The sequence below is a fragment of the Kluyvera ascorbata ATCC 33433 genome (genome assembly GCF_000735365.1).
In the GTDB taxonomy this organism is placed as follows: Bacteria; Pseudomonadota; Gammaproteobacteria; order Enterobacterales; family Enterobacteriaceae; genus Kluyvera; species Kluyvera ascorbata.
In genome coordinates this window covers 16,232-37,518 of sequence record NZ_JMPL01000033.1, presented here as the reverse complement: position 1 = coordinate 37,518, position 21,287 = coordinate 16,232, and the positions used below count along the sequence as shown (strand labels likewise).

24 protein-coding genes and 1 pseudogene are annotated in these 21,287 nt (G+C 54.7%); 10 read left to right on the top strand and 15 right to left on the bottom strand.

What is annotated here, in order from left to right:
* Nucleotides 1–12: 12 nt before the first annotated feature.
* The 11 genes and pseudogenes from fliP to fliF all read right to left on the bottom strand — a co-directional run.
* A pseudogene (gene fliP / locus GKAS_RS10465) lies at nt 13–585 on the bottom strand (flagellar type III secretion system pore protein FliP); the annotation flags it as partial.
* Nucleotides 585–998, bottom strand: a complete 414-nt coding sequence (fliO, locus tag GKAS_RS10460) for a flagellar biosynthetic protein FliO (RefSeq protein WP_373995157.1) — start codon at nt 996–998, stop codon at nt 585–587. The pseudogene fliP and the gene fliO, both read right to left, overlap by 1 nt.
* 67 nt (nt 999–1,065) lie before the next feature.
* Nucleotides 1,066–1,479, bottom strand: coding sequence for a flagellar motor switch protein FliN (gene fliN, locus GKAS_RS10455; RefSeq protein ID WP_035894148.1), 414 nt, complete (start codon nt 1,477–1,479; stop codon nt 1,066–1,068).
* The gene (gene fliM / locus GKAS_RS10450) at nt 1,476–2,480 is read right to left on the bottom strand and encodes a flagellar motor switch protein FliM (RefSeq protein ID WP_035894146.1); all 1,005 of its coding nucleotides are present in this window, start codon (nt 2,478–2,480) and stop codon (nt 1,476–1,478) included. The genes fliN and fliM overlap by 4 nt, the downstream gene beginning before the upstream one ends.
* A gap of 4 nt (nt 2,481–2,484) precedes the next feature.
* On the bottom strand, nt 2,485–2,952 hold the full coding sequence (gene fliL / locus GKAS_RS10445; RefSeq protein ID WP_035894143.1) for a flagellar basal body-associated protein FliL: 468 nt from the start codon (nt 2,950–2,952) through the stop codon (nt 2,485–2,487).
* A 100-nt stretch (nt 2,953–3,052) separates the two neighbouring features.
* Nucleotides 3,053–4,264 (bottom strand): flagellar hook-length control protein FliK, encoded by a 1,212-nt coding sequence (locus tag GKAS_RS10440; RefSeq protein WP_035894141.1) that lies wholly within the window; start codon nt 4,262–4,264, stop codon nt 3,053–3,055.
* The gene (gene fliJ, locus GKAS_RS10435) at nt 4,261–4,704 is read right to left on the bottom strand and encodes a flagellar export protein FliJ (RefSeq protein WP_035894139.1); all 444 of its coding nucleotides are present in this window, start codon (nt 4,702–4,704) and stop codon (nt 4,261–4,263) included. The genes GKAS_RS10440 and fliJ overlap by 4 nt, the downstream gene beginning before the upstream one ends.
* A 21-nt stretch (nt 4,705–4,725) precedes the next feature.
* Nucleotides 4,726–6,096: a flagellar protein export ATPase FliI gene (fliI, locus tag GKAS_RS10430; protein WP_035894154.1), complete on the bottom strand. Its 1,371-nt coding sequence runs from the start codon at nt 6,094–6,096 to the stop codon at nt 4,726–4,728.
* On the bottom strand, nt 6,096–6,794 hold the full coding sequence (gene fliH, locus GKAS_RS10425) for a flagellar assembly protein FliH (protein ID WP_035894137.1): 699 nt from the start codon (nt 6,792–6,794) through the stop codon (nt 6,096–6,098). The genes fliI and fliH overlap by 1 nt, the downstream gene beginning before the upstream one ends.
* On the bottom strand, nt 6,787–7,782 hold the full coding sequence (gene fliG / locus GKAS_RS10420) for a flagellar motor switch protein FliG (protein WP_035894135.1): 996 nt from the start codon (nt 7,780–7,782) through the stop codon (nt 6,787–6,789). The genes fliH and fliG overlap by 8 nt, the downstream gene beginning before the upstream one ends.
* Nucleotides 7,775–9,448: a flagellar basal-body MS-ring/collar protein FliF gene (gene fliF / locus GKAS_RS10415; RefSeq protein ID WP_035894133.1), complete on the bottom strand. Its 1,674-nt coding sequence runs from the start codon at nt 9,446–9,448 to the stop codon at nt 7,775–7,777. The genes fliG and fliF overlap by 8 nt, the downstream gene beginning before the upstream one ends.
* A 215-nt stretch (nt 9,449–9,663) precedes the next feature.
* On the opposite strand from fliF, the gene fliE reads away from it, so the two are divergent.
* Together fliE and yedD are read left to right on the top strand one after the other, a co-directional pair.
* Nucleotides 9,664–9,975, top strand: a complete 312-nt coding sequence (gene fliE / locus GKAS_RS10410; RefSeq protein ID WP_035894131.1) for a flagellar hook-basal body complex protein FliE — start codon at nt 9,664–9,666, stop codon at nt 9,973–9,975.
* A 246-nt stretch (nt 9,976–10,221) separates the two neighbouring features.
* The gene (yedD, locus tag GKAS_RS10405; RefSeq protein ID WP_035894129.1) at nt 10,222–10,635 is read left to right on the top strand and encodes a lipoprotein YedD; all 414 of its coding nucleotides are present in this window, start codon (nt 10,222–10,224) and stop codon (nt 10,633–10,635) included.
* A 42-nt stretch (nt 10,636–10,677) separates the two neighbouring features.
* On the opposite strand, the gene fliT is transcribed toward yedD, so the two are convergent.
* The 3 genes from fliT to fliD are packed head-to-tail and all read right to left on the bottom strand — an operon-like array spanning nt 10,678 to nt 12,896.
* Entirely contained in the window at nt 10,678–11,052 is a 375-nt protein-coding gene (fliT, locus tag GKAS_RS10400) for a flagella biosynthesis regulatory protein FliT (RefSeq protein ID WP_035894127.1), read from the bottom strand.
* A complete protein-coding gene (gene fliS / locus GKAS_RS10395; RefSeq protein ID WP_035894125.1) occupies nt 11,052–11,462 on the bottom strand; it encodes a flagellar export chaperone FliS in 411 nt (136 codons plus the stop codon). Before fliS ends, fliT begins: the two co-directional genes overlap by 1 nt.
* A gap of 24 nt (nt 11,463–11,486) precedes the next feature.
* Nucleotides 11,487–12,896, bottom strand: coding sequence for a flagellar filament capping protein FliD (fliD, locus tag GKAS_RS10390; RefSeq protein ID WP_035894123.1), 1,410 nt, complete (start codon nt 12,894–12,896; stop codon nt 11,487–11,489).
* A gap of 265 nt (nt 12,897–13,161) precedes the next feature.
* Here fliD and GKAS_RS10385 point away from each other — a divergent pair, with 265 nt between their 5' ends.
* The 8 genes from GKAS_RS10385 to sdiA all read left to right on the top strand — a co-directional run bounded on the left by GKAS_RS10385 (nt 13,162) and on the right by sdiA (nt 20,877).
* Complete coding sequence (locus GKAS_RS10385) at nt 13,162–14,955, top strand: FliC/FljB family flagellin (protein WP_035894121.1); 1,794 nt, start codon at nt 13,162–13,164, stop codon at nt 14,953–14,955.
* 164 nt (nt 14,956–15,119) lie between these two features.
* Nucleotides 15,120–15,839, top strand: a complete 720-nt coding sequence (locus GKAS_RS10380) for an RNA polymerase sigma factor FliA (protein ID WP_035894153.1) — start codon at nt 15,120–15,122, stop codon at nt 15,837–15,839.
* Between the two features lie 59 nt (nt 15,840–15,898).
* Nucleotides 15,899–16,450: a flagella biosynthesis regulatory protein FliZ gene (fliZ, locus tag GKAS_RS10375; protein WP_035894119.1), complete on the top strand. Its 552-nt coding sequence runs from the start codon at nt 15,899–15,901 to the stop codon at nt 16,448–16,450.
* An 86-nt stretch (nt 16,451–16,536) separates the two neighbouring features.
* Complete coding sequence (gene tcyJ, locus GKAS_RS10370) at nt 16,537–17,337, top strand: cystine ABC transporter substrate-binding protein (protein WP_035894118.1); 801 nt, start codon at nt 16,537–16,539, stop codon at nt 17,335–17,337.
* A gap of 81 nt (nt 17,338–17,418) precedes the next feature.
* Nucleotides 17,419–18,405, top strand: a complete 987-nt coding sequence (dcyD, locus tag GKAS_RS10365) for a D-cysteine desulfhydrase (protein WP_035894116.1) — start codon at nt 17,419–17,421, stop codon at nt 18,403–18,405.
* Between the two features lie 13 nt (nt 18,406–18,418).
* The gene (tcyL, locus tag GKAS_RS10360; protein WP_035894114.1) at nt 18,419–19,087 is read left to right on the top strand and encodes a cystine ABC transporter permease; all 669 of its coding nucleotides are present in this window, start codon (nt 18,419–18,421) and stop codon (nt 19,085–19,087) included.
* Nucleotides 19,084–19,836, top strand: a complete 753-nt coding sequence (gene tcyN / locus GKAS_RS10355) for an L-cystine ABC transporter ATP-binding protein TcyN (RefSeq protein WP_035894112.1) — start codon at nt 19,084–19,086, stop codon at nt 19,834–19,836. The genes tcyL and tcyN overlap by 4 nt, the downstream gene beginning before the upstream one ends.
* Before the next feature lie 318 nt (nt 19,837–20,154).
* Complete coding sequence (sdiA, locus tag GKAS_RS10350; RefSeq protein ID WP_035894110.1) at nt 20,155–20,877, top strand: quorum-sensing transcriptional regulator SdiA; 723 nt, start codon at nt 20,155–20,157, stop codon at nt 20,875–20,877.
* A 69-nt stretch (nt 20,878–20,946) separates the two neighbouring features.
* Here the strand turns inward: sdiA and GKAS_RS10345 are convergent, their stop codons facing one another.
* Nucleotides 20,947–21,171, bottom strand: a complete 225-nt coding sequence (locus tag GKAS_RS10345) for a DUF2594 family protein (RefSeq protein WP_035894108.1) — start codon at nt 21,169–21,171, stop codon at nt 20,947–20,949.
* Between the last annotated feature and the right edge of the window lie 116 nt (nt 21,172–21,287).

Genomic DNA, 21,287 nt, shown 5'->3' with positions numbered 1-21,287 from the left:
TAATCAGGAATGGATAAAAATGGTGAAGCCAATCTGGAAGGCGGTTTTCAGTTCGCTGGTGACATAGGCCGGGAGCAGAATACGCATAGGAACGGCCTCTGGACCTTGAATAGGCTGGCTGTTGGCGAGTCTGGCAAACAGCGCCAGATCCGCTTCACGGGTCTGGCGCAGCATAAATTCACGCAGCGGCTGCGCGCCTTTTTCCAGCGCATCCTGCATGGTGATTTTATCTTCGCTAAACGGCTGATAGGCGTCGGTGTAAACTTTGTCAATAACCGGCGACATAATGAAAAAGGTCAGAAACAGCGCCAGTCCCAGCAGGACCTGGTTAGGTGGCGCAGACGGTGTTCCCAGGGCGCTACGCAGCAGGCCGAACACAATGATGATGCGGGTGAAGCTGGTCATCATCAGTAAAATGGCCGGGATAAAGGTCAGCGAGGTAATAAAAACTAGCGTCTGAACCGGCAGCGACCAGCTCTGACCACCGTTGGCCAGCGGCTGGCTGATTAAACCTGGAAGTTCTGCAAAAGCGGAGGGCGACAGCAACAACAGCCCGCTCAGCGCAAGGGAATAAATACGACGCATCAGGATCTCCCGGGACGCTTAAGCATGTTTTTCATCAGTGAAGCAAATTCGGGTGCGGCAGCCTGCGGTGGCTGATTCTCCGCTGAGGCTGGCGGCAGCTTATGCAGCAACGTAACCTGTTGCGCGGTGACGCCGAGCACCAGACGCGCATCTTCAACGTTAACAATCACCACGCGTTCACGGGCACCCAGCGAGGCGCTAGCGCTCACCTTCAACCCGCTTGCTGGCTGATTTCTCATGGCGCCGGGCATGACGCGCTTCACCACCCATGCCGCCGCCAGGATGAGCACGATAATGCCCAGCAGGGCACCGCTAACCTGAATTAATGGCGACGTCGCCGGCTCATTAACATGCGCAACGGTCACCGGTGTGGTGGGGGTTGCGGATGTGGCAGTATGGTTTGTCGTCGCCACGCCGTGTCCAGACGGCGTAGCGCTATGAGAGACCGGTGCCGGTGGCACAGCGTGGTTTGTGCTCATCTTAACGGCTCAGGCGGCGCATACGCTCTGATGGCGTGATGATGTCGGTGATACGTACGCCGTACTTGTCGGCAACCACCACAACTTCACCCTGGGCAATCAGATAGCCGTTGATTAAGATATCCAATGGTTCACCCGCCAGGCCGTCCAGTGCGACCACGGAACCCTGCGTCAGGCGCAGCAGCTCTTTGATGGTCATCCTGGTGCGACCCAGTTCAACGGTCAGCTTGACCGGAATATCCATGATCAGGTCGATATCCTGCAGCGTGCCGCTGACGTCGCCGCCGCCCAGTTGCTGGAATACCGCATCGGCAGCACTTTTGCTGCTGGTGGTTTTCTGTTCGTTCAGCGCTTCAGCCCACAGATCGTCCACGGATCCGCTGTTGTCATCGGGTGGAGTATTCATATCACTCATTTGGGCTGTTCCTCGTTCAGCGAATTCAATATCGGGTTGATCAAATGTTCTACGCGCAGCGCATATTGTCCGTTAACCGTGCCGTACTGGCTGGTTAACACCGGCACGCCGTCGACGTGCGCAATAATGCGATCGGGCTTCTCTATCGGCAGGACATCACCGGGTTGAAGTTTGAGTATTTGTGACAGTCGAAGCGAGATATCGGCGAAGTTCGCTATCAGTTCGAGCTCGGAGTGCTGCACCTGACGCACCAGATTTTCACGCCAGTTCTGATCTTCATTGCGTGAGTTTTCCAGCGGCGGGTTAACCAGCAGTTCGCGCAGCGGCTCAATCATGCTGAACGGCAGGCAGATATTAAACTCGCCGGTCAGATTGCCTATTTCTACGTGGAACGGCGTGTTCACCACGATGTCGTTCGGCGAAGTGGTGATGTTGGTGAACTTCACCTGCATCTCCGAACGGACATATTCCACTTCCAGCGGGTTGATGGCTTTCCATGCATCGCTATAGCCTTCCAGAGCCAGCTTCAGCATGCGGTTGATGACCCGCTGCTCGGTATGGGTGAACTCACGACCTTCTACTTTGGTCGGAAAGCGTCCATCTCCGCCGAACAGGTTATCCACGGCGATAAACACCAGGCTTGGGGAAAAGACCACCAGGCCCGTGCCGCGCAGCGGCTTTAGATGGATCAGGTTAAGGTTAGTGGGCACCGGCAGGTTACGAGCAAACTCGTGGTATGGCTGAATACGAATCGCCCCCACGGTAATGTCCGGACTCCGGCGCAATAGGTTGAACAATCCCATACGGAAGTGGCGGGCAAAACGCTCGTTGATGATCTCCAGCGCCTGCAGACGTTCACGTACAACGCGTCGTTGGGTATTGGGGTCATAGGGGCGAATGTCGTCTTCGCCCGCAGCGCGTGCCTGCGGCTCGTTAGGATTGTCGCTGTCGCCGTTCAACAGCGCGTCAATTTCGGCCTGAGAAAGAATGCTATCGCCCATAGTCCTACCGCAAAATAAAGGCTGTATACAGCACGTCGGTAATGTTCTGTTTAGGCTGACCAGCAATTAGCGGTGCGCTCAACGTTTCTTTAATCTCGGCAGCGAGCTGCTTTTTGCCGTCATCAGTAGCAAGCTTAGTCGCATCCTGGCGTGACAGCAGCAGGAGCATGCGGCTGCGAACTTCCGGCAGATAGTCATTCAGGCGCGCGCGGTCAGCCTCAGACTTCATGCGCAGCGTCACGCCAACGTACAGCACGCGGTCGGCATCGCCGAGATTGACGGTAAAGGTATCCAGCGGGAAGAAGACCGGCGCAGCTGGCGGCGGCGCTTCTTTTGGCGCGGCGGTCTCTGCTTTGTTGGTTAAACGCCAGTAGCTGTAGCCTGCGGTGGCGCAGGCGGCGAGCGTTACCAGCACCAACAAAGGGATCCAGAGGGAGCGTTTGCTCTTTTTATTGATAGCGGTGTCAGTCATTTGATGCGGTCTTCCTTTTAGAGCCTATCCAATGATTATCCCGCCTCCCGCGCGGGTCAAAGCGTGGAAAAGACGGGAATAATCGTGTTACCTCGGGCGTTTAAGCGAAGATATCTACCGCATTATCCCCGCGAGCCGAAGATTGCAGGGCGGCAGGGACGGCGAGAAGTTCGGTGTCGTCCTGGTTTTCACCGCCGTCGGCGTTATGACGTGCGGCAAACGACTGCTGAGATGAAGGTTGCTGCTGTTGACCTGCAAAGCCATCGCTGCTGATATTGCTTTGTCCCAACTGAATGCCATTGTCTTCAAGCTGAGTGCGCAGAACCGGAAGTGCGGCCTCCAGTGCAGCACGCACGTGGCTGTGCGGTGAGGCCATCTGGATTTGCGCCAGGTTATCTTCCACCTTCAGCGTAATGTGTACCTGGCCCAGCGATTCCGGGTGCAGGCGCAGCTCGGCGGTCTGCTGGCCCGAACGGGTAAACAGCGTGATGTGCTGGCTCACGTTCTGCTGCCAGTCCGCGGTGCCCAGTTGGGCGCGCACGTTGGCCGTCGCGGTGGCAGGAAGGACCGGCGCGGCGTTGTTCTGGTTAGCGACCGGTGCCAGCGCGGCGGTGGTGGCGGTTGGGCTCGAAACGCTTTCTGATTCCGCTTTCTGGGTTGGGATCACAAAGGCGGAGTCGGCGGGCAGCGCGCGGGTATCAACGCCAGTTTGCGTGGTCGGTGTGCCTTTAACATCCACAAAGCCCTGAGATTTCGCGCCACCACGACCGAGTGCGGTGGTCAGGGAGCTGAGCGTGTCGCTATTTTGCGCAGGCGCAGTAACGGTAGCCGTCTGCTGAATCTGCGGGGTGACCGGCAGCATCGCCATGAGCGCGCTGAGACTTTTCAGATCGTCGTCGCTCAGTTTGCTCTCAGCGGAGTCGTCGTCGCTTTTCGCGTCCGTTTTACCGGTGGTCAGTTCACTTTTCAGATGGGCGGCCAGTGAGCTTAACAGGGTCTGAGCATCACTTGAGGTCGCTAAGTCTACGTCGCTCTCGGCGCTGGCATTGGCCTGGGTAGCCTCCTGTTGAACCAGCCACTTGGTCAGCGACTGACCCTGAACTTTGATATCTTTCAGACCTTTCACATCGGCAAGGCCTTTGACATCAGCGTCGGTGAGCAGCGCGTTTTTTGCGCCAGCGGGGTCGGCGCTCTGGGTCAGTGCGCCTGCCAACAGCGCCAGGAAATCCTCGGGTGACCCCGGGGTTTTTGCCGTCGCGTCTGTGCTTGCAATATTTGCATCGCTGACGGCAAGGTTAGGCAGAGTAATCATTCGGGTTTCCTCAAGGTTGCGCGTTGGGCAAACTCATCCATTTTTTTCTGATCAAGCCGGTTTTCCGCCAGCAGCGCGGCGGATTCTTGCCGGTCCTGTAGCGTTTGCCATGCCTGCAAACGCTGTTTTTTCTCGCGCCAGAAATTCAGCGCCTGCTCCACTTTGTTGTTCCACTGAATCAACTGCTGACGGTGCTGGTCGATAGCTTTCTCCAGAGTTTGAATAAACTGCTGGTAGTTCTGCCATCGCAGACTGGCAATGCCCTGCGTCATGTCGTTATTCAGGCTGTTTTGATATTCCAGTTGATAGTCCATCAACATCTTGAGCTGTTCTTCCGCCTGCTGGCATCCGCGCCGCATTTCACCCAAAACCAGGGCGGCGTTGTCCACATCAGTTTCTGCCAGCTCTTTCAGCGTTGCTAATGCACCGTGCTGCGCCATATTTGTGATCCTCTTGCTTCACTATGACGATGGGAAAATCATTTCCAGGGCCTGGATGGATGATTCCCAGTCTGCTTTTTCAAGAATGCCTTGCTGTAAAAATGCTTCCAGATGCGGCCAAAGCGTGATGGCTTTATCCAGCATCGGGTCGCTGCCCTTGGCGTATGCGCCGACGCTAATCAGGTCGCGGTTACGCTGGAAGCTCGAGAGCAGCTGCTTAAAGTTGCGTACCCGGGCGTAATGCTCTTCGCTGATGAGCGCGGTCATCGCACGGCTGATCGAGGCCTCGATATCAATGGCCGGATAGTGCCCGGCTTCCGCCAGCCGACGGGACAGCACGATGTGACCATCAAGGATGGCGCGCGCGGAGTCGGCTATCGGGTCCTGTTGGTCATCGCCTTCGGTCAATACGGTATAAAACGCGGTGATCGAGCCACCGCCGGTAATGCCGTTACCGGCACGTTCAACCAGCGCGGGTAGTTTGGCGAACACCGAAGGCGGGTAGCCTTTGGTCGCTGGCGGTTCGCCGATGGCGAGCGCGATTTCACGCTGTGCCATGGCGTAGCGGGTCAGGGAGTCCATGATCAGCAACACGTGCTGACCGCGGTCGCGGAAATCTTCCGCCACGCGGGTCGCATAGGCGGCACCCTGCATGCGCAGCAGGGGAGAAACGTCGGCCGGAGCCGCAATCACCACCGAACGCGCGCGGCCTTCGGTGCCGAGAATGTTCTCGATAAAGTCTTTAACTTCACGCCCACGTTCACCGATAAGCCCGACGACGATGACGTCGGCGCGGGTATAGCGCGCCATCATGCCGAGCAGCACGCTCTTACCGACGCCGGAACCGGCAAACAGTCCCATACGCTGGCCGCGTCCGACGGTGAGCAGGGCGTTGATTGGGCGTACCCCGGTATCCAGCACGTGTTCAATCGGCGTGCGCTGTAAGGGGTTAAACGGCGCGGTGATAAGCGCGCCGGTTTCGGTGGTATCGGGGGCGGGCAATCCGTCAAGCGGTTTGCCGCTGCCGTCCAGTACGCGGCCCAGCAGCGCCGGGCCAAGCGGCAGCTGTTTGCCGCTTTGTAGGCCGTCACCGGCGGTGTTACGCGCATAGACGCGCGCGCCGGGCAGGATGCCTTCAACTTCTTCGAGCGGCATCAAAAACAGGCGGTGACCGTTAAAGCCGACAACCTCGGCTTCTACTTCCTGCATCTCCGCGCCCTGTTGGCGTTCGATAATGCAGGTCGCGCCGAGCGGAAGCTGTAGCCCGGTGGCTTCCAGCACGAGGCCAGTTGCGCGGGTGAGACGTCCGTAGCGGCGCACAGCAGGAAGCTGCGCGATGCGCGCCTCGAAATTGTCGAGCGTGTTGAGCCAGCGGGTCAGACGCACGGTCATCAGCAGGCTCCCGGTGCCGCCAGGCGGCACAGTTCCTGCCAGCGCGTGGCGACGCTGGCATCCAGATCGCCTTCATCGGCGGAGACTTTGCAGCCGCCGGGATGCAGCGTTGGGTCGCCTCGCAGCCGCCAGCCGTGCAGGTTTAGCGTTGCGCCGAGCATCTCTTCGACGCGTGGTAAATCTTCCGGGCTGACGCGCAGCTGCGGCTTGCCGGTGAACAGCGGCTCCTGTTGAAGCAGGGATTGAATCTGCTTAATCAGCGCGGTGTTATCCACCACCGGCACCTGCCCGACAATCTGCCGCGCCGCTTCCAGCGCCATCTGCATCAGACGTGAAGCAATGACGCTATCGAGGGTATCCAGCGTATGCTGAAATTCGCTCGCCAGCTGCTGCATACGGGCGTGAATTGGCGCCTGTTCCTGTTTGGCCTGCGCCAGACCCTGTTCGAGCCCTTGCGCCAGACCTTCCTGGTAACCCTGCTGTTGACCGGCGGCGTGGCCTTCACGCAGACCGGCCTGGTAGCCCTGTTCATGAGCCTGAATCTGTAGCTGAGCCAGTTGCTGCTGTTGCAGCTGTTCGGCGGAAATCTCTTCTTGCTCCTCGTCCATTTCGTCAACGGAAAGTGGGGTAAACTCCATTTCCATTGGCGGAGAGAGATCGTCAGGCTGCCAGACTTTCCACGGCGTGGTATCAGACATAGGTGTCGTCTCCGCTGCCAATCACCATCTCGCCGGTTTCGGCCAGACGACGCACAATAAGCAGGATGGCTTTCTGTTCGTTCTCGACCTGAGACAGACGTACCGGGCCACGGTTGGCCAGGTCGTCGCGCAGAATGTCGGCCGCACGCTGGGACATATTGCGCAGGAACTTCTCGCGCAACGGCGGCTCGGAGCCTTTGAGGGCAATGAGCAGCGATTCGGAGTCCACTTCCTGCAGCAGGCGCTGGATGCTGCGATCGTCCACGTCGACCAGGTTTTCGAACAGGAACATCTCGTCGATGATTTTCTGCGCCAGATCGCCGTCGAATTCGCGCACTGCGGTAATAACCGCTTCTTCCTGCTGCGTTTTCATCAGGTTGATAATTTCGGCCGCCGTTCTCACGCCGCCCATTTTGCTGCGCTTGAGGTTCTGGCCGTCGAGCAGGTTGTTCAGCACCTCGGTCAGTTCCGCCAGCGCCGCCGGCTGTACGCCGCCGAAGGTGGCAATACGTAGCATCACGTCGTGACGCAGACGTTCGTCGAACAGCGCCAGAATATCGGCTGCCTGACCGCGTTTGAGGTGCACCAGAATGGTCGCGATAATCTGCGGGTGCTCCTCGCGGATAATATCGGCGGCGCTCTGTGGTTCCATAAAGTTGAGCGTTTCGAGGCCGCTGGTGGTTTCGCGGGTTTCGAGAATATCTTCCAGCAGGCTGGCGGCACGCTCTTCACCCAACGCTTTGACCAGCACCGTACGCAGGTAGTCGTTGGCATTGACGCTCAGTGCCGCAAACTGCTCGGCTTCTTGCTCGAACTCCGCCAGCACGTCGGTCAGCTGTTTATTAGAGATCTGCTTTACGCCCGCCATGGCGGTACTGAGCTGCTGTACTTCGCGGGTGCTGAGGTGCTTGAACACCTCGGCCGCGCGGTCTTCGCCAATCGTCATCAGCAAAATGACGCTTTTATCGATTCCAGTCAGGTTACTCATGGTCGTTATTCATCCATTGGCGAATGACCAGCGCTACCACGCGCGGATCGTTATCAGACATTTCGCGAATACGCTGGCTCATCACTTCAGCGCTCAGGCGCTGGTTAGCACGGCGCTGCTGCGTTTGTTCATCTTTGCTGAGGCGAACCTCAACGGCGTCCTGCGCTTCCTGCTGAACTTTCACCTGCTCGGCGGACGCCAGCGCGATGGCTTCACGGCGTTGGAGCTGCGGCTTAATCGCTTTACGCCATAGGAGCCAGGCGACAATCAGCACCAGTAACCAACGACCGGCGGTCATCAGCTGATCGATAAACGACTGCTGCTTCCAGAATGGCAGTTCACCACCGCTTTCATCGGTATCGTTAAACGGTGAATTGACCACGTTCAGGGTATCGCCACGGGTGGTGGAGAAGCCCATCGCTTCGCGGGTCAAGTCTTCAATCTGTTTCATCTGATCGTTCGTAAGCGGCAGCGGTTTGCCATCCGGCAGATTACGGTAGTTGACCACCACGGCCACCGACAGACGTTGAACATCGCCAACGTTTTTCCTGGTGTGCATGATGGTGCGGTCGAGCTCGTAGTTGCTGGTTTCATTACGCTGCGTATTGCGCGGACCGGTCGTGATGGTGGTGTTGCGGTTCGCGGCGGTCTGACCGTTGGCCTGGTTTGCCGGTGGCGTACTGATAGGTGCCGATGGCGCAGGTGCAGGAGTGTTTGACAGCGCGCCCGGAACGCCGCCTGGATAAGGGCTGCCTACCTGATCGCTCTCGCTCACCTGACGTGAACGCACCGCTGCCTGGCTGGCATCGCCGTTTGGACGATACTGCTCGTCGGTTTGCTCTTTGTTATCAAAGTTGATTTGCGCGGTGACCTGCGCGTGGACGTTACCGTTGCCGACAATCGGCCCGAGTATCGCTTCGATACGGCGCTGAACGCGGCCTTCAACGTCGGCGGCATACTTCAGCTGCGCGTCGTTCAGGTCACGAGCGCTGGTATTCGACTGCGTCAGCAGGTGCCCGCCCTGGTCGACAAGCGTGACGTTGCCCGGCGGTAAACCGGCGACGGCGCTGGAAACCAGGTGCACGACGGCAGAAATTTGCCCTTCATCGAGCGCACGGCCGGGCTCCAGATTGACGGTTATCGAAGCGGAAGGGGATTTTTGTTCACGGACGAACAGCGATGGTTTCGGCATCGCTAAATGGACGCGCGCGCTTTTGACCGGGCCGAGGGTTTCAATAGTGCGGGCCAGCTCACCTTCCAGCGCGCGCTGGTAGTTCACCTGCTCGCTGAACTGACTGATGCCAAATTTCTCCTGGTCGAGCAGCTCAAAGCCAACTGAGCCACCTTTCGGCAGGCCAAGCTGAGCCAGGCGTAGACGCAGCTCGTGAACTTTATCCGCAGGAACTTCCAGCGCGCCGCCGTTATCGGCAAAGCGGTAGGGGATGTTCATCTGGGTTAACTGTGTGACGATAGCACCGCCGTCCTGGTCAGACAGGTTGCTGAACAGCGTGCGGTAGTCCGGGGATTTTGCCCACAGCACCATTGCCACAAGAACGGCCACCGCGGCCGCGCTGGCGACCATCAGTGGGATTTTAGGATTCGCGCGCAGGCGGTTGACCCACTCTAAGGTTTTATTTTGTGGTGTAGCCGTAGCACTCGCGCTCATTGCGCACCTCGTCGATCCTGATCAATGGCGTTAAACGTTAACGAAAACAAAGCAGACTCCCAGGTCAGAACTCATAAAGATAGCTATGCCATTATTTGTTTCTTTAGGATTTTTGATGGGCCAAATAACCCATTTTTATGGTGCTATTTAGCGCCTTTATCTTATTGACAAACTGGTAAGCTCGTTCCCAGGTTAAATACAATCCGGGAGTTCATATGGCGATTCAGGGTATTGAGGGTGTTCTGTCACAGCTGCAAGCCACGGCGGCAATGGCACGCAATCAGAGCGTGGATACGCAACCAAGCATCAGCTTTGCCGGGCAGCTTCACGCCGCGTTGGATCGCGTGAGCGATACGCAGAACAGCGCGAAAGCGCAGGCGGAGAAGTTTTCGCTGGGTGAGCCGGACATTGCGCTAAACGATGTTATGACCGATCTGCAAAAAGCGTCGGTGTCGCTGCAGATGGGGATTCAGGTGCGCAATAAGCTGGTGAGTGCGTATCAGGAAGTGATGGGCATGCAAGTTTAATACTCAGTCCGTAGGCCGGATAAGGCGTTCACGCCGCCATCCGGCAATTTGTTCGGGCGATGCCGGATGGCGCTTTGCTTATCCGGCCTACAATTGATTTATGTTTTTCCTTCGCTTTTCTCTTCCTCTCTCCAGCGTTCGCGTTTTTTATCGCGGCACGCCTACCGCAATAGTCAATTACCGTGAAACGGTCATCGGTTTAACGCTATAATGTTTCTGTTTTTTTCTCCCGGAACAGGACGAATAATGAAAAAATTAGCCATTGTGGCGGCGCTGTTAACGCTGGCGGGTTGTGCGCAAATTACCGATTACTCCACCGTTGTAAAAGCACCGGCTCCGGCGGGGCTGGCTGGATACTGGCAGTCGGTTGGGCCGCAGCGTGCGCTGGTGAGCCCGGAGGCGATAGGCAGCCTGATTGTGACTCGTGATGGCGATACGATGGACTGCCGTCAGTGGCAGCGAGTGATTGCGCTTCCGGGGAAACTGATGCTGAAAGATAAAGACGTTTATAACGTGACGAATAAGCTGGACGTGTACGCGGTTGAACGTGACGGTAACACGCTGAAGTATGACGGCATGACGCTGCAACGCGTCGAACGCCCAACGGTGGAATGCGCGGCTGCGCTGGCGAAAACGCCGCTGCCGTCGGTACTGCCATAAAAAACATTCACTCCGGCACGTCGCGTGTCGGAGTGAATATCACTAATGGTTAAGGTCGGCATTATCCTGGGGAACCAGCACGTGGCCACCCTGTTTACCGTAGGTCGACATCACCGACTTTTGTATCGACGATTGCCCCACCAGTTTTGCCAGCTCATCCATGCGCGCTTGTAGCAGACGTTTTACGGTGTTTTCATTATCCAGTACCTTGCGCAGCAGGGGACGAAGCTGCTCCTGAACCGGGTCGGACGGTTCACTTAGCTGGGTTAACTGAGCAATCTTTTGCACCGCATTAACGTATTCCATTTCACTGGCAATCAGTTCGTCCCACAATCCTTCCGTGGCAAGTCGCAGCATCCTGTTGCTTTTTTCAACCAGCTGTTGGTACGAGAGATAAAGATGCGGTGCATGGCTCATTAGACGGCGTCCTGAATCAAATTAGGCGTAAGGAGAGATTCCTTCCAGGCATCGGCGATATTGCGCATGAGGTTTTCTACCTCTTCAACGGCGCCCGTGTCATTGTGCAGGTTGGCCTGCAGAAGTCGTCTCACCATATAGGCGTAGAGCGCTAACAGATTCTGCGTCAGCTCATCGCGGCTCTCTTCATCAAGGCCGATTTTCAGGCCATTTTCGATGATGTTGATCGCCTTCGACAGGGAAAGCCCTTTCCCCTGCAGATTGCCGTCCTGCATAAACAGGCGGGCGCGAATCAGCGCGCTCAGCGCGCCGTCGAACAGCATGCTGACTAGCTGCTGCTGACTGGCGCTCATCACTGCGCTTTCTACTCCAATCTGTGCGTAGGCCTGCGTACCTTTTGCCCCGTACATGATGTCTCTCCTGGTTAAGAATGATTACTTGGAATTGCTGGTAGATTCGAACTGCTGCGTTAAATAGTTACTGGTGTTATTTAACGAGGTCATCAGTACGTCCAGTTGAGTAAATTGATCTTTATAGCGCGCGACTTTCTGATCGATCAGATCGCTGGCGGCGTTATAGTCTTTGGTCAGTTTGTTCAGCGTTTTGCTGACGCCATCTTTCGCAGCCTGGATGATCCCGGTGCTGGAGAGCCAGCTGGTCAGGTTGCTGCCGATGGTGGTGGTGATACCGGTTTTTTTGCCGTCACCGACGATCAGGGTGCCGACGGCGGACGAATCTTTCTTCAGTGCCGCACTGAGTTTGTCGTCATCGACTTCTAACTCGCCGGTGCTTGGATCGGAGGTGATGCCAATCTGCGCTAGGGTTTTATAAGAAGAAGAACTTAGCGTATTGCTCAAAGCGCTCTTCAATTGGGTCTGAATGGTGCGCAGCGTGGTGTCGCCAATCAGTGCGCCGTTGTTGGCACTCTGGCTGTCGGAGCCAGGATCAACCGCGGTGTATTTGGTCAGACTGCTGAAGGTATCCTGCAGGGCGTTATAGGCTGTCACCCACGCTTTTACCGCAGCTTGTGCTTTCGTCGTATCCTGGGTGATGGTCAGCGTCTGGTTGCCGGTGGTGACATCATTGAGGTTCAGCGTAATGTCTTCCAGCGCATCGCTAATGGTGTTGCTGCTGTTTTCAATGGCAACGTTGTTTACCGTCAGCTCGGCGTTTTGCGCAGTCACGCTCTCTAACATGCCGTTAGCAGCATCGCCTTTGGTGCCGTTATAGCCCATAAAGCTTTGCAGCGTGCTGTCGCCGCTGACGCTTAGCGTCATGCCGTTATCTTTACCGGTATCGTTCGAGGTGATTGACAGACGGTAGGCGCCACCGACGTTAATAATACTGGCGCTGACGCCCGCTTTGGCGTTGTTAATAGCATCGCGAATCCCAGTTAACGAGGAGTTTGCCGCACTGATATCAATAGTCACCGGCTTCTTGTCGCCGCCCTGTTGAATGGTCAGGACGCTGTCGCTGGTGGCGATGGCTTTTTTGCTGTCGGCCTGCGTTGTACTGGTGGTCAACGTTTGCGCCTGCGCCAACTGCGTGATGCTAATGGTGTATTTACCCGCAATGGCGTTACCGGTGGTGGTGGCGCTAAAGGCGGTAGTAGAGCTGGCGGTAGTGGTGGCGGTAAATAGGTCTGCTTTAGACAGTGCGGTGTTGGCGGTCTGGAAAGCCTCCAGCGAGCTTTTCAACGTGCCGTAACCGCTGAGCTTAGCTGAGTAGGAGGTTTGCTGTTTGGTAATAGGCGTTAACGTAGCTTTTTCGGCCGCGGTCAGGCTGTCCAGAATGTCGCTCAGCTTCAGGCCCGATCCGATCCCCAATGAAGATATGCTTGCCATTTTTATTCCTTAAATGTGTCGACACGTAGAATGAATGTCTGGGTTATCGGCCTGAATGCGTCAAAGTTTACGCTTAATTGTTTTTTTTTAATGGCGCGAATAAGCGCCAGAGAAAAGAGTATTTCGACGGCTAAAAAAAAGTGAGATTGGTGAAAAAAATTCTAAAGGTTGTTTTACGGCAGACGATAACAAGTTTGACGGCGATTGAGCCGACGGGTGAAAACCCATTACGTAATCAACGACTTGAAATATAGGATAACGAATCATGGCACAAGTCATTAATACCAACAGCCTCTCGCTGATCACTCAGAACAACATCAACAAGAACCAGTCTGCTCTGTCCAGTTCTATCGAGCGTCTGTCTTCTGGCTTGCGTATCAACAGCGCGAAGGATGACGCAGCGGGTCAGGCGATTGCTAACCGTTTCACCTCCAACATTAAAGGCCTGACTCAGGCGGCACGTAACGCCAACGACGGTATCTCTCTGGCGCAGACCACTGAGGGCGCACTGTCTGAAATCAACAACAACTTACAGCGTGTACGTGAACTGACCGTTCAGGCAACCACCGGGACTAACTCCGATTCCGACCTGTCTTCTATTCAGGACGAAATCAAATCCCGCCTGTCTGAAATTGACCGCGTATCCGGTCAGACTCAGTTCAACGGCGTGAACGTGCTGGCAAAAGATGGCACCATGAAAATTCAGGTTGGCGCCAACGATGGTCAGACTATCTCCATCGACCTGAAAAAAATTGACTCTGATACTCTGGGTCTGAACGGTTTTAACGTGAATGGGTCTGGTACCATTGCGAACAAAGCGGCGACTATCAGCGATTTAACCGCTGCTAAAATGGATGCATCTACCAACACAATTACTACTACAAACAATGCATTAACTGCCTCTCAGGCTATAAACCAGCTTAAAGATGGTGATACGGTTACTATCAAAGCTGATGCAGCACAGACAGCAACAACTTATACCTATAATGCTGCTTCAGGTAACTTCTCGTTCACTAATACTTCTAATAACACATCTGCTCTGGCTGGTGGTGTTGCTGCTGGCCTGCTTCCACCTGCTGGGCAAACGTCTAGCGGTGTTTATAAAGCTGAAAGTGGCGAAGTCAACTTTGATGTAGATGCAAATGGCAAAATCACAATCGGCGGTCAGGATGCTTATCTGACTACTGATGGTAACCTGACAACAAACAATGCTGGTGGTGCTACTGCTGCAAAACTTGATGCCTTGTTCACAAAAGTTGGTGATGGTCAGTCAATTGGGATTAACAAGACCGCATCAATTACTATGGGTGGGACCACTTATAACTTTAAAACGGGTGCTGATACGACTGCTCCAGTTGTTGCTGCCAATGCCGGTGTATCTTTCACTGATACAGCTAGCAAAGAAACTGTTCTGAACAAAGTTGCTACCGCCAAGCAAGCTGCCGCTGTTGCTGCTGATGGTGATACCTCAGCTACCATCACTTATAAATCAGGTGTACAGTCATATCAGGCTGTGTTTGCGGCTGGTGATGGTACGGCAAGTGCTAAATCTGTAGCTGGTACGGCGGTGGGGACTGCAACAGCAACCTATACTGATTCTGATGGTGAAATGACCACTGTTGGTTCATACACTACCAAATACTCTATTGATGCTAACAATGGCAAGGTAACCGTTGACTCAGGAACCGGCACTGGTAAATATGCGCCAAAAGTTGGTGCTGAGGTCTATGTTAGCGCGAATGGTACACTGACTACTGAGTCTACAAGTGAAGGGACCGTAACGAAGGACCCACTGGCTGCCCTGGACGCTGCTATCAGCTCCATCGACAAATTCCGTTCTTCTCTGGGTGCTATCCAGAACCGTCTGGATTCTGCGGTAACCAACCTGAACAACACCACCACCAACCTGTCTGAAGCGCAGTCCCGTATTCAGGACGCCGACTATGCGACCGAAGTGTCCAACATGTCTAAAGCGCAGATCATCCAGCAGGCTGGTAACTCCGTGCTGGCAAAAGCGAACCAGGTTCCACAGCAGGTTCTGTCTCTGCTGCAGGGCTAATCGCTCTCAATCTGACAAACCCCGCCTCGGCGGGGTTTTTTTGTTGCTGAAATTTCACTTACTCCGCAAATAACCCCACATTTCTCCCACTGTTCCATCGATTAAAATGGCTATAGAAACGGATAATCGTGCCGATAACTCATATTAATGCAGGGCTGTTTATCGTGAATTCAATGTATACCGCTGAAGGTGTAATGGATAAACACTCGCTATGGCAACGCTATGTGCCGCTGGTGCGACACGAAGCGCTGCGCCTTCAGGTGCGTTTGCCGGCGAGCGTGGAACTGGACGATCTGCTCCAGGCGGGCGGTATCGGCTTATTGAACGCAGTTGAACGCTATGACGCTCTGCAAGGTACGGCATTTACGACTTACGCAGTGCAACGCATCCGTGGGGCGATGCTGGACGAATTACGCAGCCGAGATTGGGTACCGCGTAGCGTCCGGCGGAACGCGCGTGAAGTTGCGCAGACGTTGGGACAGCTGGAGCAGGAACTGGGACGAAACGCGACCGAAACCGAAGTCGCGCAGCGACTTGGGATCGCGATTGAAGAATACCGTCAGGTGCTATTGGACACCAATAACAGCCAGCTTTTCTCCTACGATGAGTGGCGTGAAGAGTATGGCGACAGCATTGAGCTGGTGACGGAAGAGAATCAACACGAAAACCCACTGCATCAACTACTGGAAGGCGATCTTCGCCATCGCGTGATGGAAGCCATCGAGGCTCTGCCAGAGCGCGAGAAGTTGGTGTTAACCCTCTATTACCAGGAAGAGCTGAACCTCAAAGAGATCGGCGCGGTACTGGAAGTGGGGGAGTCGCGCGTAAGCCAACTGCACAGCCAGGCCATTAAGCGTCTGCGCATAAAACTGGGTAAGACGTAGGTTGGAGTAACGTTAAGTTTCGCCAAAAATGCCGCATTATGTAATGAGAACCCGGAGTTATCATAATGATGCAGGTAAAAAGACGGCCATTAAGCCGCTATCTCAAAGACTTTAAACACAGCGAAACGCATTGCGCCCAGTGTCACAAACTGCTCGACCGTATCACCTTAGTGCGTCAGGGCGTGATCGTGAATAAAATTGCTATCTCCCGCCTGGATACGCTGATGGATGACAACGCGTGGCAGCAGGAACGTAGCGCCTGGTCAGCGTTATGCCGCTTCTGCGGCGATCTGCACTGTAAAGAGCAGAGCGCCTTCTTCAATATCATCGGCTTTAAACAATATCTCCTCGAACAAACGGACATGAGCGCGGGTACCGTACGTGAGTACGTCGTGCGTCTGCGTCGTCTTGGCAACCATTTTGTAGACCAACAGGTGCCGCAATCGATGCTGCTCGAGCGTCATGCGGATGAAAAGCTGGAGGCCTGGCTGCCGGATACCAGCACCAACAATTATCGTATTGCCTTGCGGAAATACCTGCGTTTTCAGCGCCACCTGCCGCCTGATAACGAGCAAAATTTCGCAGACTGTGAAACCTCTGATATATATTAAATTGGAATAAGATGTATCTCATGGGTGTTTGTCATTGAAGACGAACGGTTTACACTACGAAAAAAGTGATGCTTTTCGGGGGTATAATGAAACTGAAGTTTCTGGGTCGTCAGGCGCTGATGGGCGCTATAGCCGTTGCGCTGGTTGCTGGCGCAAGCGTACAGGCGTTCGCGGCTGAGAATTTATTAAACCAGGTGAAAGAACGCGGCACGCTGCGCGTTGGCCTGGAAGGCACTTATCCTCCGTTCAGTTTCCAGGGCGATGACGGTAAGTTGACCGGCTTTGAAGTGGAGTTTGCCAATGAGCTGGCAGAACACCTGGGCGTTAAGGCTGACCTCAAACCGACCAAGTGGGATGGGATGCTGGCGTCGCTCGATTCAAAACGTATCGACGTGGTGATTAACCAGGTGACGATTTCTCCTGAGCGTCAGAAGAAATATGACTTCTCCACCCCGTACACCATCTCCGGTATTCAGGCGCTGGTGAAAAAGGGCAGTGAAGACACCATCAAAACCGCGGCTGACCTGAAAGGTAAAAAGGTTGGCGTGGGTCTGGGAACCAACTATGAAGAGTGGCTGCGTAAAAACGTCCAGGGCGTTGATATTCGTACTTACGATGATGACCCGACAAAATACCAGGACCTGCGCGTAGGTCGTATCAACGCGATTCTGGTTGATCGTCTGGCGGCACTGGATCTGGTGAAGAAAACCAACAATACGCTGGCCGTTGCGGGCGACGCGTTCTCCCGTCAGGAATCTGGCGTTGCGTTGCGTAAAGGCAACGAAGACTTGCTGAAAGCGATTGATGGTGCCATCGATGCCATGCATAAAGACGGTAGCCTGAAAGCACTGTCTGAAAAATGGTTCGGGGCAGACGTGACAGAATAGTCGTCATGCTTTAAAAAAGGCGCTGATAGAGCGCCTTTTTTTATTTAAGACGCATAATAAAAACAAGACTAAGGAGATGCTATGTCACTGCAAAATTTAACCCGTTTCCCACGCCTGGAATTTATTGGCGCGCCGACGCCGCTGGAATATCTGCCGCGTTTCTCTGATTACATTGGGCGCGATATTTTTATCAAACGCGATGACGTCACCCCGATGGCGATGGGCGGGAACAAGCTGCGTAAGCTGGAGTTCCTTGCCGCCGATGCGCTGCGCGAAGGCGCCGATACGCTGGTGACTGCCGGGGCGATTCAGTCTAACCATGTGCGCCAGACGGCGGCGGTCGCGGCGAAGCTCGGCCTGCACTGCGTGGCGCTGCTCGAAAACCCAATGGGCACGACGGCGGAAAACTACCTCAGCAACGGCAACCGCCTGCTGCTGGATCTGTTCAACACGCAGGTTGAAATGTGCGATGCGCTAACCGACCCGAATGCGCAGCTCGCCGAGCTTGCCACGCGCCTTGAAGCACAGGGGTTTCGTCCGTACGTGATACCGGTAGGCGGTTCCAACGCGCTGGGTGCACTGGGCTATGTTGAAAGTGCGCTGGAGATTGCCCAACAGTGCGAAGGGGCGGTGTCTATTTCATCCGTGGTGGTGGCCTCCGGCAGCGCGGGGACGCACGCGGGTCTGGCGGTAGGGCTGGAACAGGTGATGCCAGAAGCTGAGCTGATTGGCGTGACGGTCTCGCGCAAAGTGGCGGATCAACTGCCGAAAGTGGTGACGCTACAGCAGGAAATTGCCCGTAACCTCGAACTGACGGCCAAAGCCAATATTACGCTGTGGGATGACTATTTCGGGCCAGCCTACGGCATTCCTAACGATGACGGCATGGAAGCGGTGAAGCTGCTGGCACGCCTTGAAGGCATTCTGCTCGACCCGGTTTATACCGGCAAAGCGATGGCCGGGCTGATTGACGGCATTAATCAGAAGCGCTTTAAAGACGAAGGGCCGATTCTGTTTATCCATACCGGCGGTGCGCCTGCGCTCTTTGCCTATCATCCTCACATTTAAATAGAACGCGCTCATGCAAGAAAGTATTCAACTGGTTATCGACTCCGCGCCGTATCTGCTCAAAGGCGCGGTCTTCACGTTACAGCTTAGTATTGGCGGGATGTTCTTCGGCCTGATTCTGGGCTTTATTCTCGCGCTGATGCGCCTCTCGCCCATCGGCCCCATCCGCTGGCTGGCGCGCTGCTATATCTCTATTTTTCGCGGTACACCGCTGATTGCGCAGCTGTTTATGATTTACTACGGCCTGCCGCAGTTTGGCATTGAGCTGGATCCTATTCCCTCGGCGATGATTGGCCTGTCGCTTAACACGGCGGCCTATGCAGCAGAAACGCTGCGTGCGGCGATTTCGTCGATTGATAAGGGGCAATGGGAAGCGGCGGCCAGTATCGGGATGACGCCGTGGCAAATCATGCGTCGTGCGATTCTGCCGCAGGCTGCGCGCGTGGCGTTGCCGCCGCTGTCGAACAGTTTTATCAGTCTGGTGAAGGATACGTCGCTGGCGGCAACCATTCAGGTGCCGGAACTGTTCCGCCAGGCGCAGCTGATTACCTCGCGCACCCTGGAAGTGTTCACCATGTATCTGGCCGCATCGCTGATTTACTGGGTGATGGCGACGGTGCTGTCGGCGCTGCAAAACTATTTTGAAAACCAGCTTAACCGCCAGGAGCGAGATCCAAAATGAGCGCAATTGAAGTCAAAAACCTGGTGAAGAAATTTCACGGCCAGACGGTGCTGCACGGGATCGATCTCGAAGTGAAAGAGGGTGAAGTGGTGGCGATTATCGGGCCGAGCGGCTCGGGAAAAACCACGCTGCTGCGCAGTATTAATCTACTGGAGGTGCCGGAAAGCGGGACGATTCGGGTCGGTGACATGACCATTGATGCCGCGCGCCCGCTTAGCCAGCAGAAAGGGCTGATTCGCCGTCTTCGCCAGCACGTGGGTTTCGTGTTCCAGAACTTCAATTTATTCCCGCATCGAACGGTGCTGGAGAACATCATTGAAGGGCCGGTGATTGTGAAGGGCGAAGGCAAAGCGGAGGCCATTGCCAGAGCGCGCGAGCTGCTTAGCAAAGTGGGCCTTTCTGGCAAAGAAGAGAGCTACCCGCGTCGCCTCTCCGGCGGGCAACAGCAGCGCGTTGCCATCGCTCGGGCGCTAGCGATGCGGCCTGACGTCATTCTGTTTGATGAGCCAACCTCCGCGTTAGACCCTGAACTGGTAGGTGAGGTGCTGAATACCATCCGTGCGCTGGCTGAAGAGAAGCGAACCATGGTTATCGTCACCCACGAAATGAGCTTTGCCCGCGATGTGGCTGACCGCGCCATCTTTATGGATCAGGGCCGCGTGGTCGAGCAGGGCGAAGCGAAAGCCCTGTTTGCCAATCCGCAGCAGGCGCGTACCCGGCAGTTCCTGGAAAAATTCCTCATGCAGTAACGTTAACCGCACGTGTTCATCGATAACATGAGCACGTGTGGAATGACTTATTTTTCATCGCAAATGATGAACGCGAACGATTAGCGCCGTTTTAATGAAAAATTTTACTTAAGTGTGCTTAATCAATAGGTAGATTTTATGTCGCCTGTTAAACGTGAAAATAGCCTGGCAGCAGTCATTCTGCGTCATCCGTTGCAGAAATAGGGCAAATCAGGATTATTTTGCCGAAGCGTGATATTTTATACATATAAATAAGATTTATGTGTTAGGTTTCTGTATTCATAAATATGATTATTGATCAGGGGATTTCTCGTAGTCATGGGAGACGATGATTTTTTCAGCTGGCGGCGGGAAATGCTGCAACTTTTCCAGGCAGCCTCGGCAAGCGACCAGATATATGCGCTTTTACAGCAGCAAACCGAATATCTGGAATATGATTTCTTCGCCTTGTGCGTTCGCCATCCGGTACCTTTTACCCGGCCCAGAATATCGGTGTTCACCACCTATCCTGATGCCTGGATGTCGCATTATAAGTCGGCAAACTATATGGCTATCGATCCGGTACTGAAGCCGGATAACTTCTCACTGGGACATCTACGCTGGAATGACGAGCTGTTCAGTGATGCCCAGGAATTGTGGAACGCCGCACGTCATCACGGCCTGCAAACGGGTGCAACACAATGTCTGATGCTACCAAACCATGCTCATGGCTTCCTGTCGGTATCACGTAAGCGCGTGGCGCGTCACCCTCATGATGAAGATGAAATAGCGCTACGATTGCAAATATTGCTGGAAATGAGCCTGCTGGCATTATTACGCGTCGAAGACGAAATGGTGATGCCGCGGGAAATGAAATTCAGTAAACGGGAATTAGAAATTCTGAAATGGACGGCAGAAGGAAAAACGTCGGCGGAGATTTCGATTATTCTGGCTATTTCCGAGAATACGGTGAACTTCCATCAGAAGAACATGCAGAAAAAATTTAATGCGCCTAATAAAACGCAAATTGCCTGCTATGCGGCGGCGATTGGATTGATCTGACTCGTTCTTGCGTTCTGCGTGCCAGACGGCAAACCGGCTGTAAGCAGCGATGCTCCAGCCGGTTTAAGATTACTGGCGGTAAGCTTGTTTAATTTGCTTAACGGTGCTGGAAAATACGGCAGCCTGAGCTTCATCTTCTAACTGCGCAATTTGCTTTTCCATTTTAATAATCACACGTCCCGCGTCCGCTTGACCCATTGCTTGCAGCATCAGCGTCAGCATTGCCTTCAGGCAGGACAGCTCCTGGGCCAGATTTTGATTATTTTCTGCAGTGGAAAAATCAGGTGTGCTCATTTATTGCCTCGTACAATTTCTGCGCATTATGCGCGATCCGGATTATGAAAGCGGCGCAGTATACCACAAGCGAAGAGAAAAAAAGGAGTGCCTGTTTTTTGTGCGCTGCTCAGAGC

Excerpts from the sequence above, each read along its gene's own strand:
- fliS (WP_035894125.1), bottom strand. The coding sequence starts at position 11,462 with ATGTACGGGGCAAAAGGTACGCAGGCCTACGCACAGATTGGAGTAGAA.
- dcyD (WP_035894116.1), top strand. The coding sequence starts at position 17,419 with ATGTCACTGCAAAATTTAACCCGTTTCCCACGCCTGGAATTTATTGGC.
- sdiA (WP_035894110.1), top strand. The coding sequence starts at position 20,155 with ATGGGAGACGATGATTTTTTCAGCTGGCGGCGGGAAATGCTGCAACTT.
- tcyJ (WP_035894118.1), top strand. The coding sequence starts at position 16,537 with ATGAAACTGAAGTTTCTGGGTCGTCAGGCGCTGATGGGCGCTATAGCC.
- fliN (WP_035894148.1), bottom strand. The coding sequence starts at position 1,479 with ATGAGTGATATGAATACTCCACCCGATGACAACAGCGGATCCGTGGAC.
- fliJ (WP_035894139.1), bottom strand. The coding sequence starts at position 4,704 with ATGGCGCAGCACGGTGCATTAGCAACGCTGAAAGAGCTGGCAGAAACT.
- GKAS_RS10345 (WP_035894108.1), bottom strand. The coding sequence starts at position 21,171 with ATGAGCACACCTGATTTTTCCACTGCAGAAAATAATCAAAATCTGGCC.
- fliD (WP_035894123.1), bottom strand. The coding sequence starts at position 12,896 with ATGGCAAGCATATCTTCATTGGGGATCGGATCGGGCCTGAAGCTGAGC.
- fliM (WP_035894146.1), bottom strand. The coding sequence starts at position 2,480 with ATGGGCGATAGCATTCTTTCTCAGGCCGAAATTGACGCGCTGTTGAAC.
- fliL (WP_035894143.1), bottom strand. The coding sequence starts at position 2,952 with ATGACTGACACCGCTATCAATAAAAAGAGCAAACGCTCCCTCTGGATC.
- GKAS_RS10440 (WP_035894141.1), bottom strand. The coding sequence starts at position 4,264 with ATGATTACTCTGCCTAACCTTGCCGTCAGCGATGCAAATATTGCAAGC.
- fliG (WP_035894135.1), bottom strand. The coding sequence starts at position 7,782 with ATGAGTAACCTGACTGGAATCGATAAAAGCGTCATTTTGCTGATGACG.
- fliI (WP_035894154.1), bottom strand. The coding sequence starts at position 6,096 with ATGACCGTGCGTCTGACCCGCTGGCTCAACACGCTCGACAATTTCGAG.
- tcyL (WP_035894114.1), top strand. The coding sequence starts at position 18,419 with ATGCAAGAAAGTATTCAACTGGTTATCGACTCCGCGCCGTATCTGCTC.
- fliH (WP_035894137.1), bottom strand. The coding sequence starts at position 6,794 with ATGTCTGATACCACGCCGTGGAAAGTCTGGCAGCCTGACGATCTCTCT.
- yedD (WP_035894129.1), top strand. The coding sequence starts at position 10,222 with ATGAAAAAATTAGCCATTGTGGCGGCGCTGTTAACGCTGGCGGGTTGT.
- tcyN (WP_035894112.1), top strand. The coding sequence starts at position 19,084 with ATGAGCGCAATTGAAGTCAAAAACCTGGTGAAGAAATTTCACGGCCAG.
- fliT (WP_035894127.1), bottom strand. The coding sequence starts at position 11,052 with ATGAGCCATGCACCGCATCTTTATCTCTCGTACCAACAGCTGGTTGAA.
- fliF (WP_035894133.1), bottom strand. The coding sequence starts at position 9,448 with ATGAGCGCGAGTGCTACGGCTACACCACAAAATAAAACCTTAGAGTGG.
- GKAS_RS10385 (WP_035894121.1), top strand. The coding sequence starts at position 13,162 with ATGGCACAAGTCATTAATACCAACAGCCTCTCGCTGATCACTCAGAAC.
- fliE (WP_035894131.1), top strand. The coding sequence starts at position 9,664 with ATGGCGATTCAGGGTATTGAGGGTGTTCTGTCACAGCTGCAAGCCACG.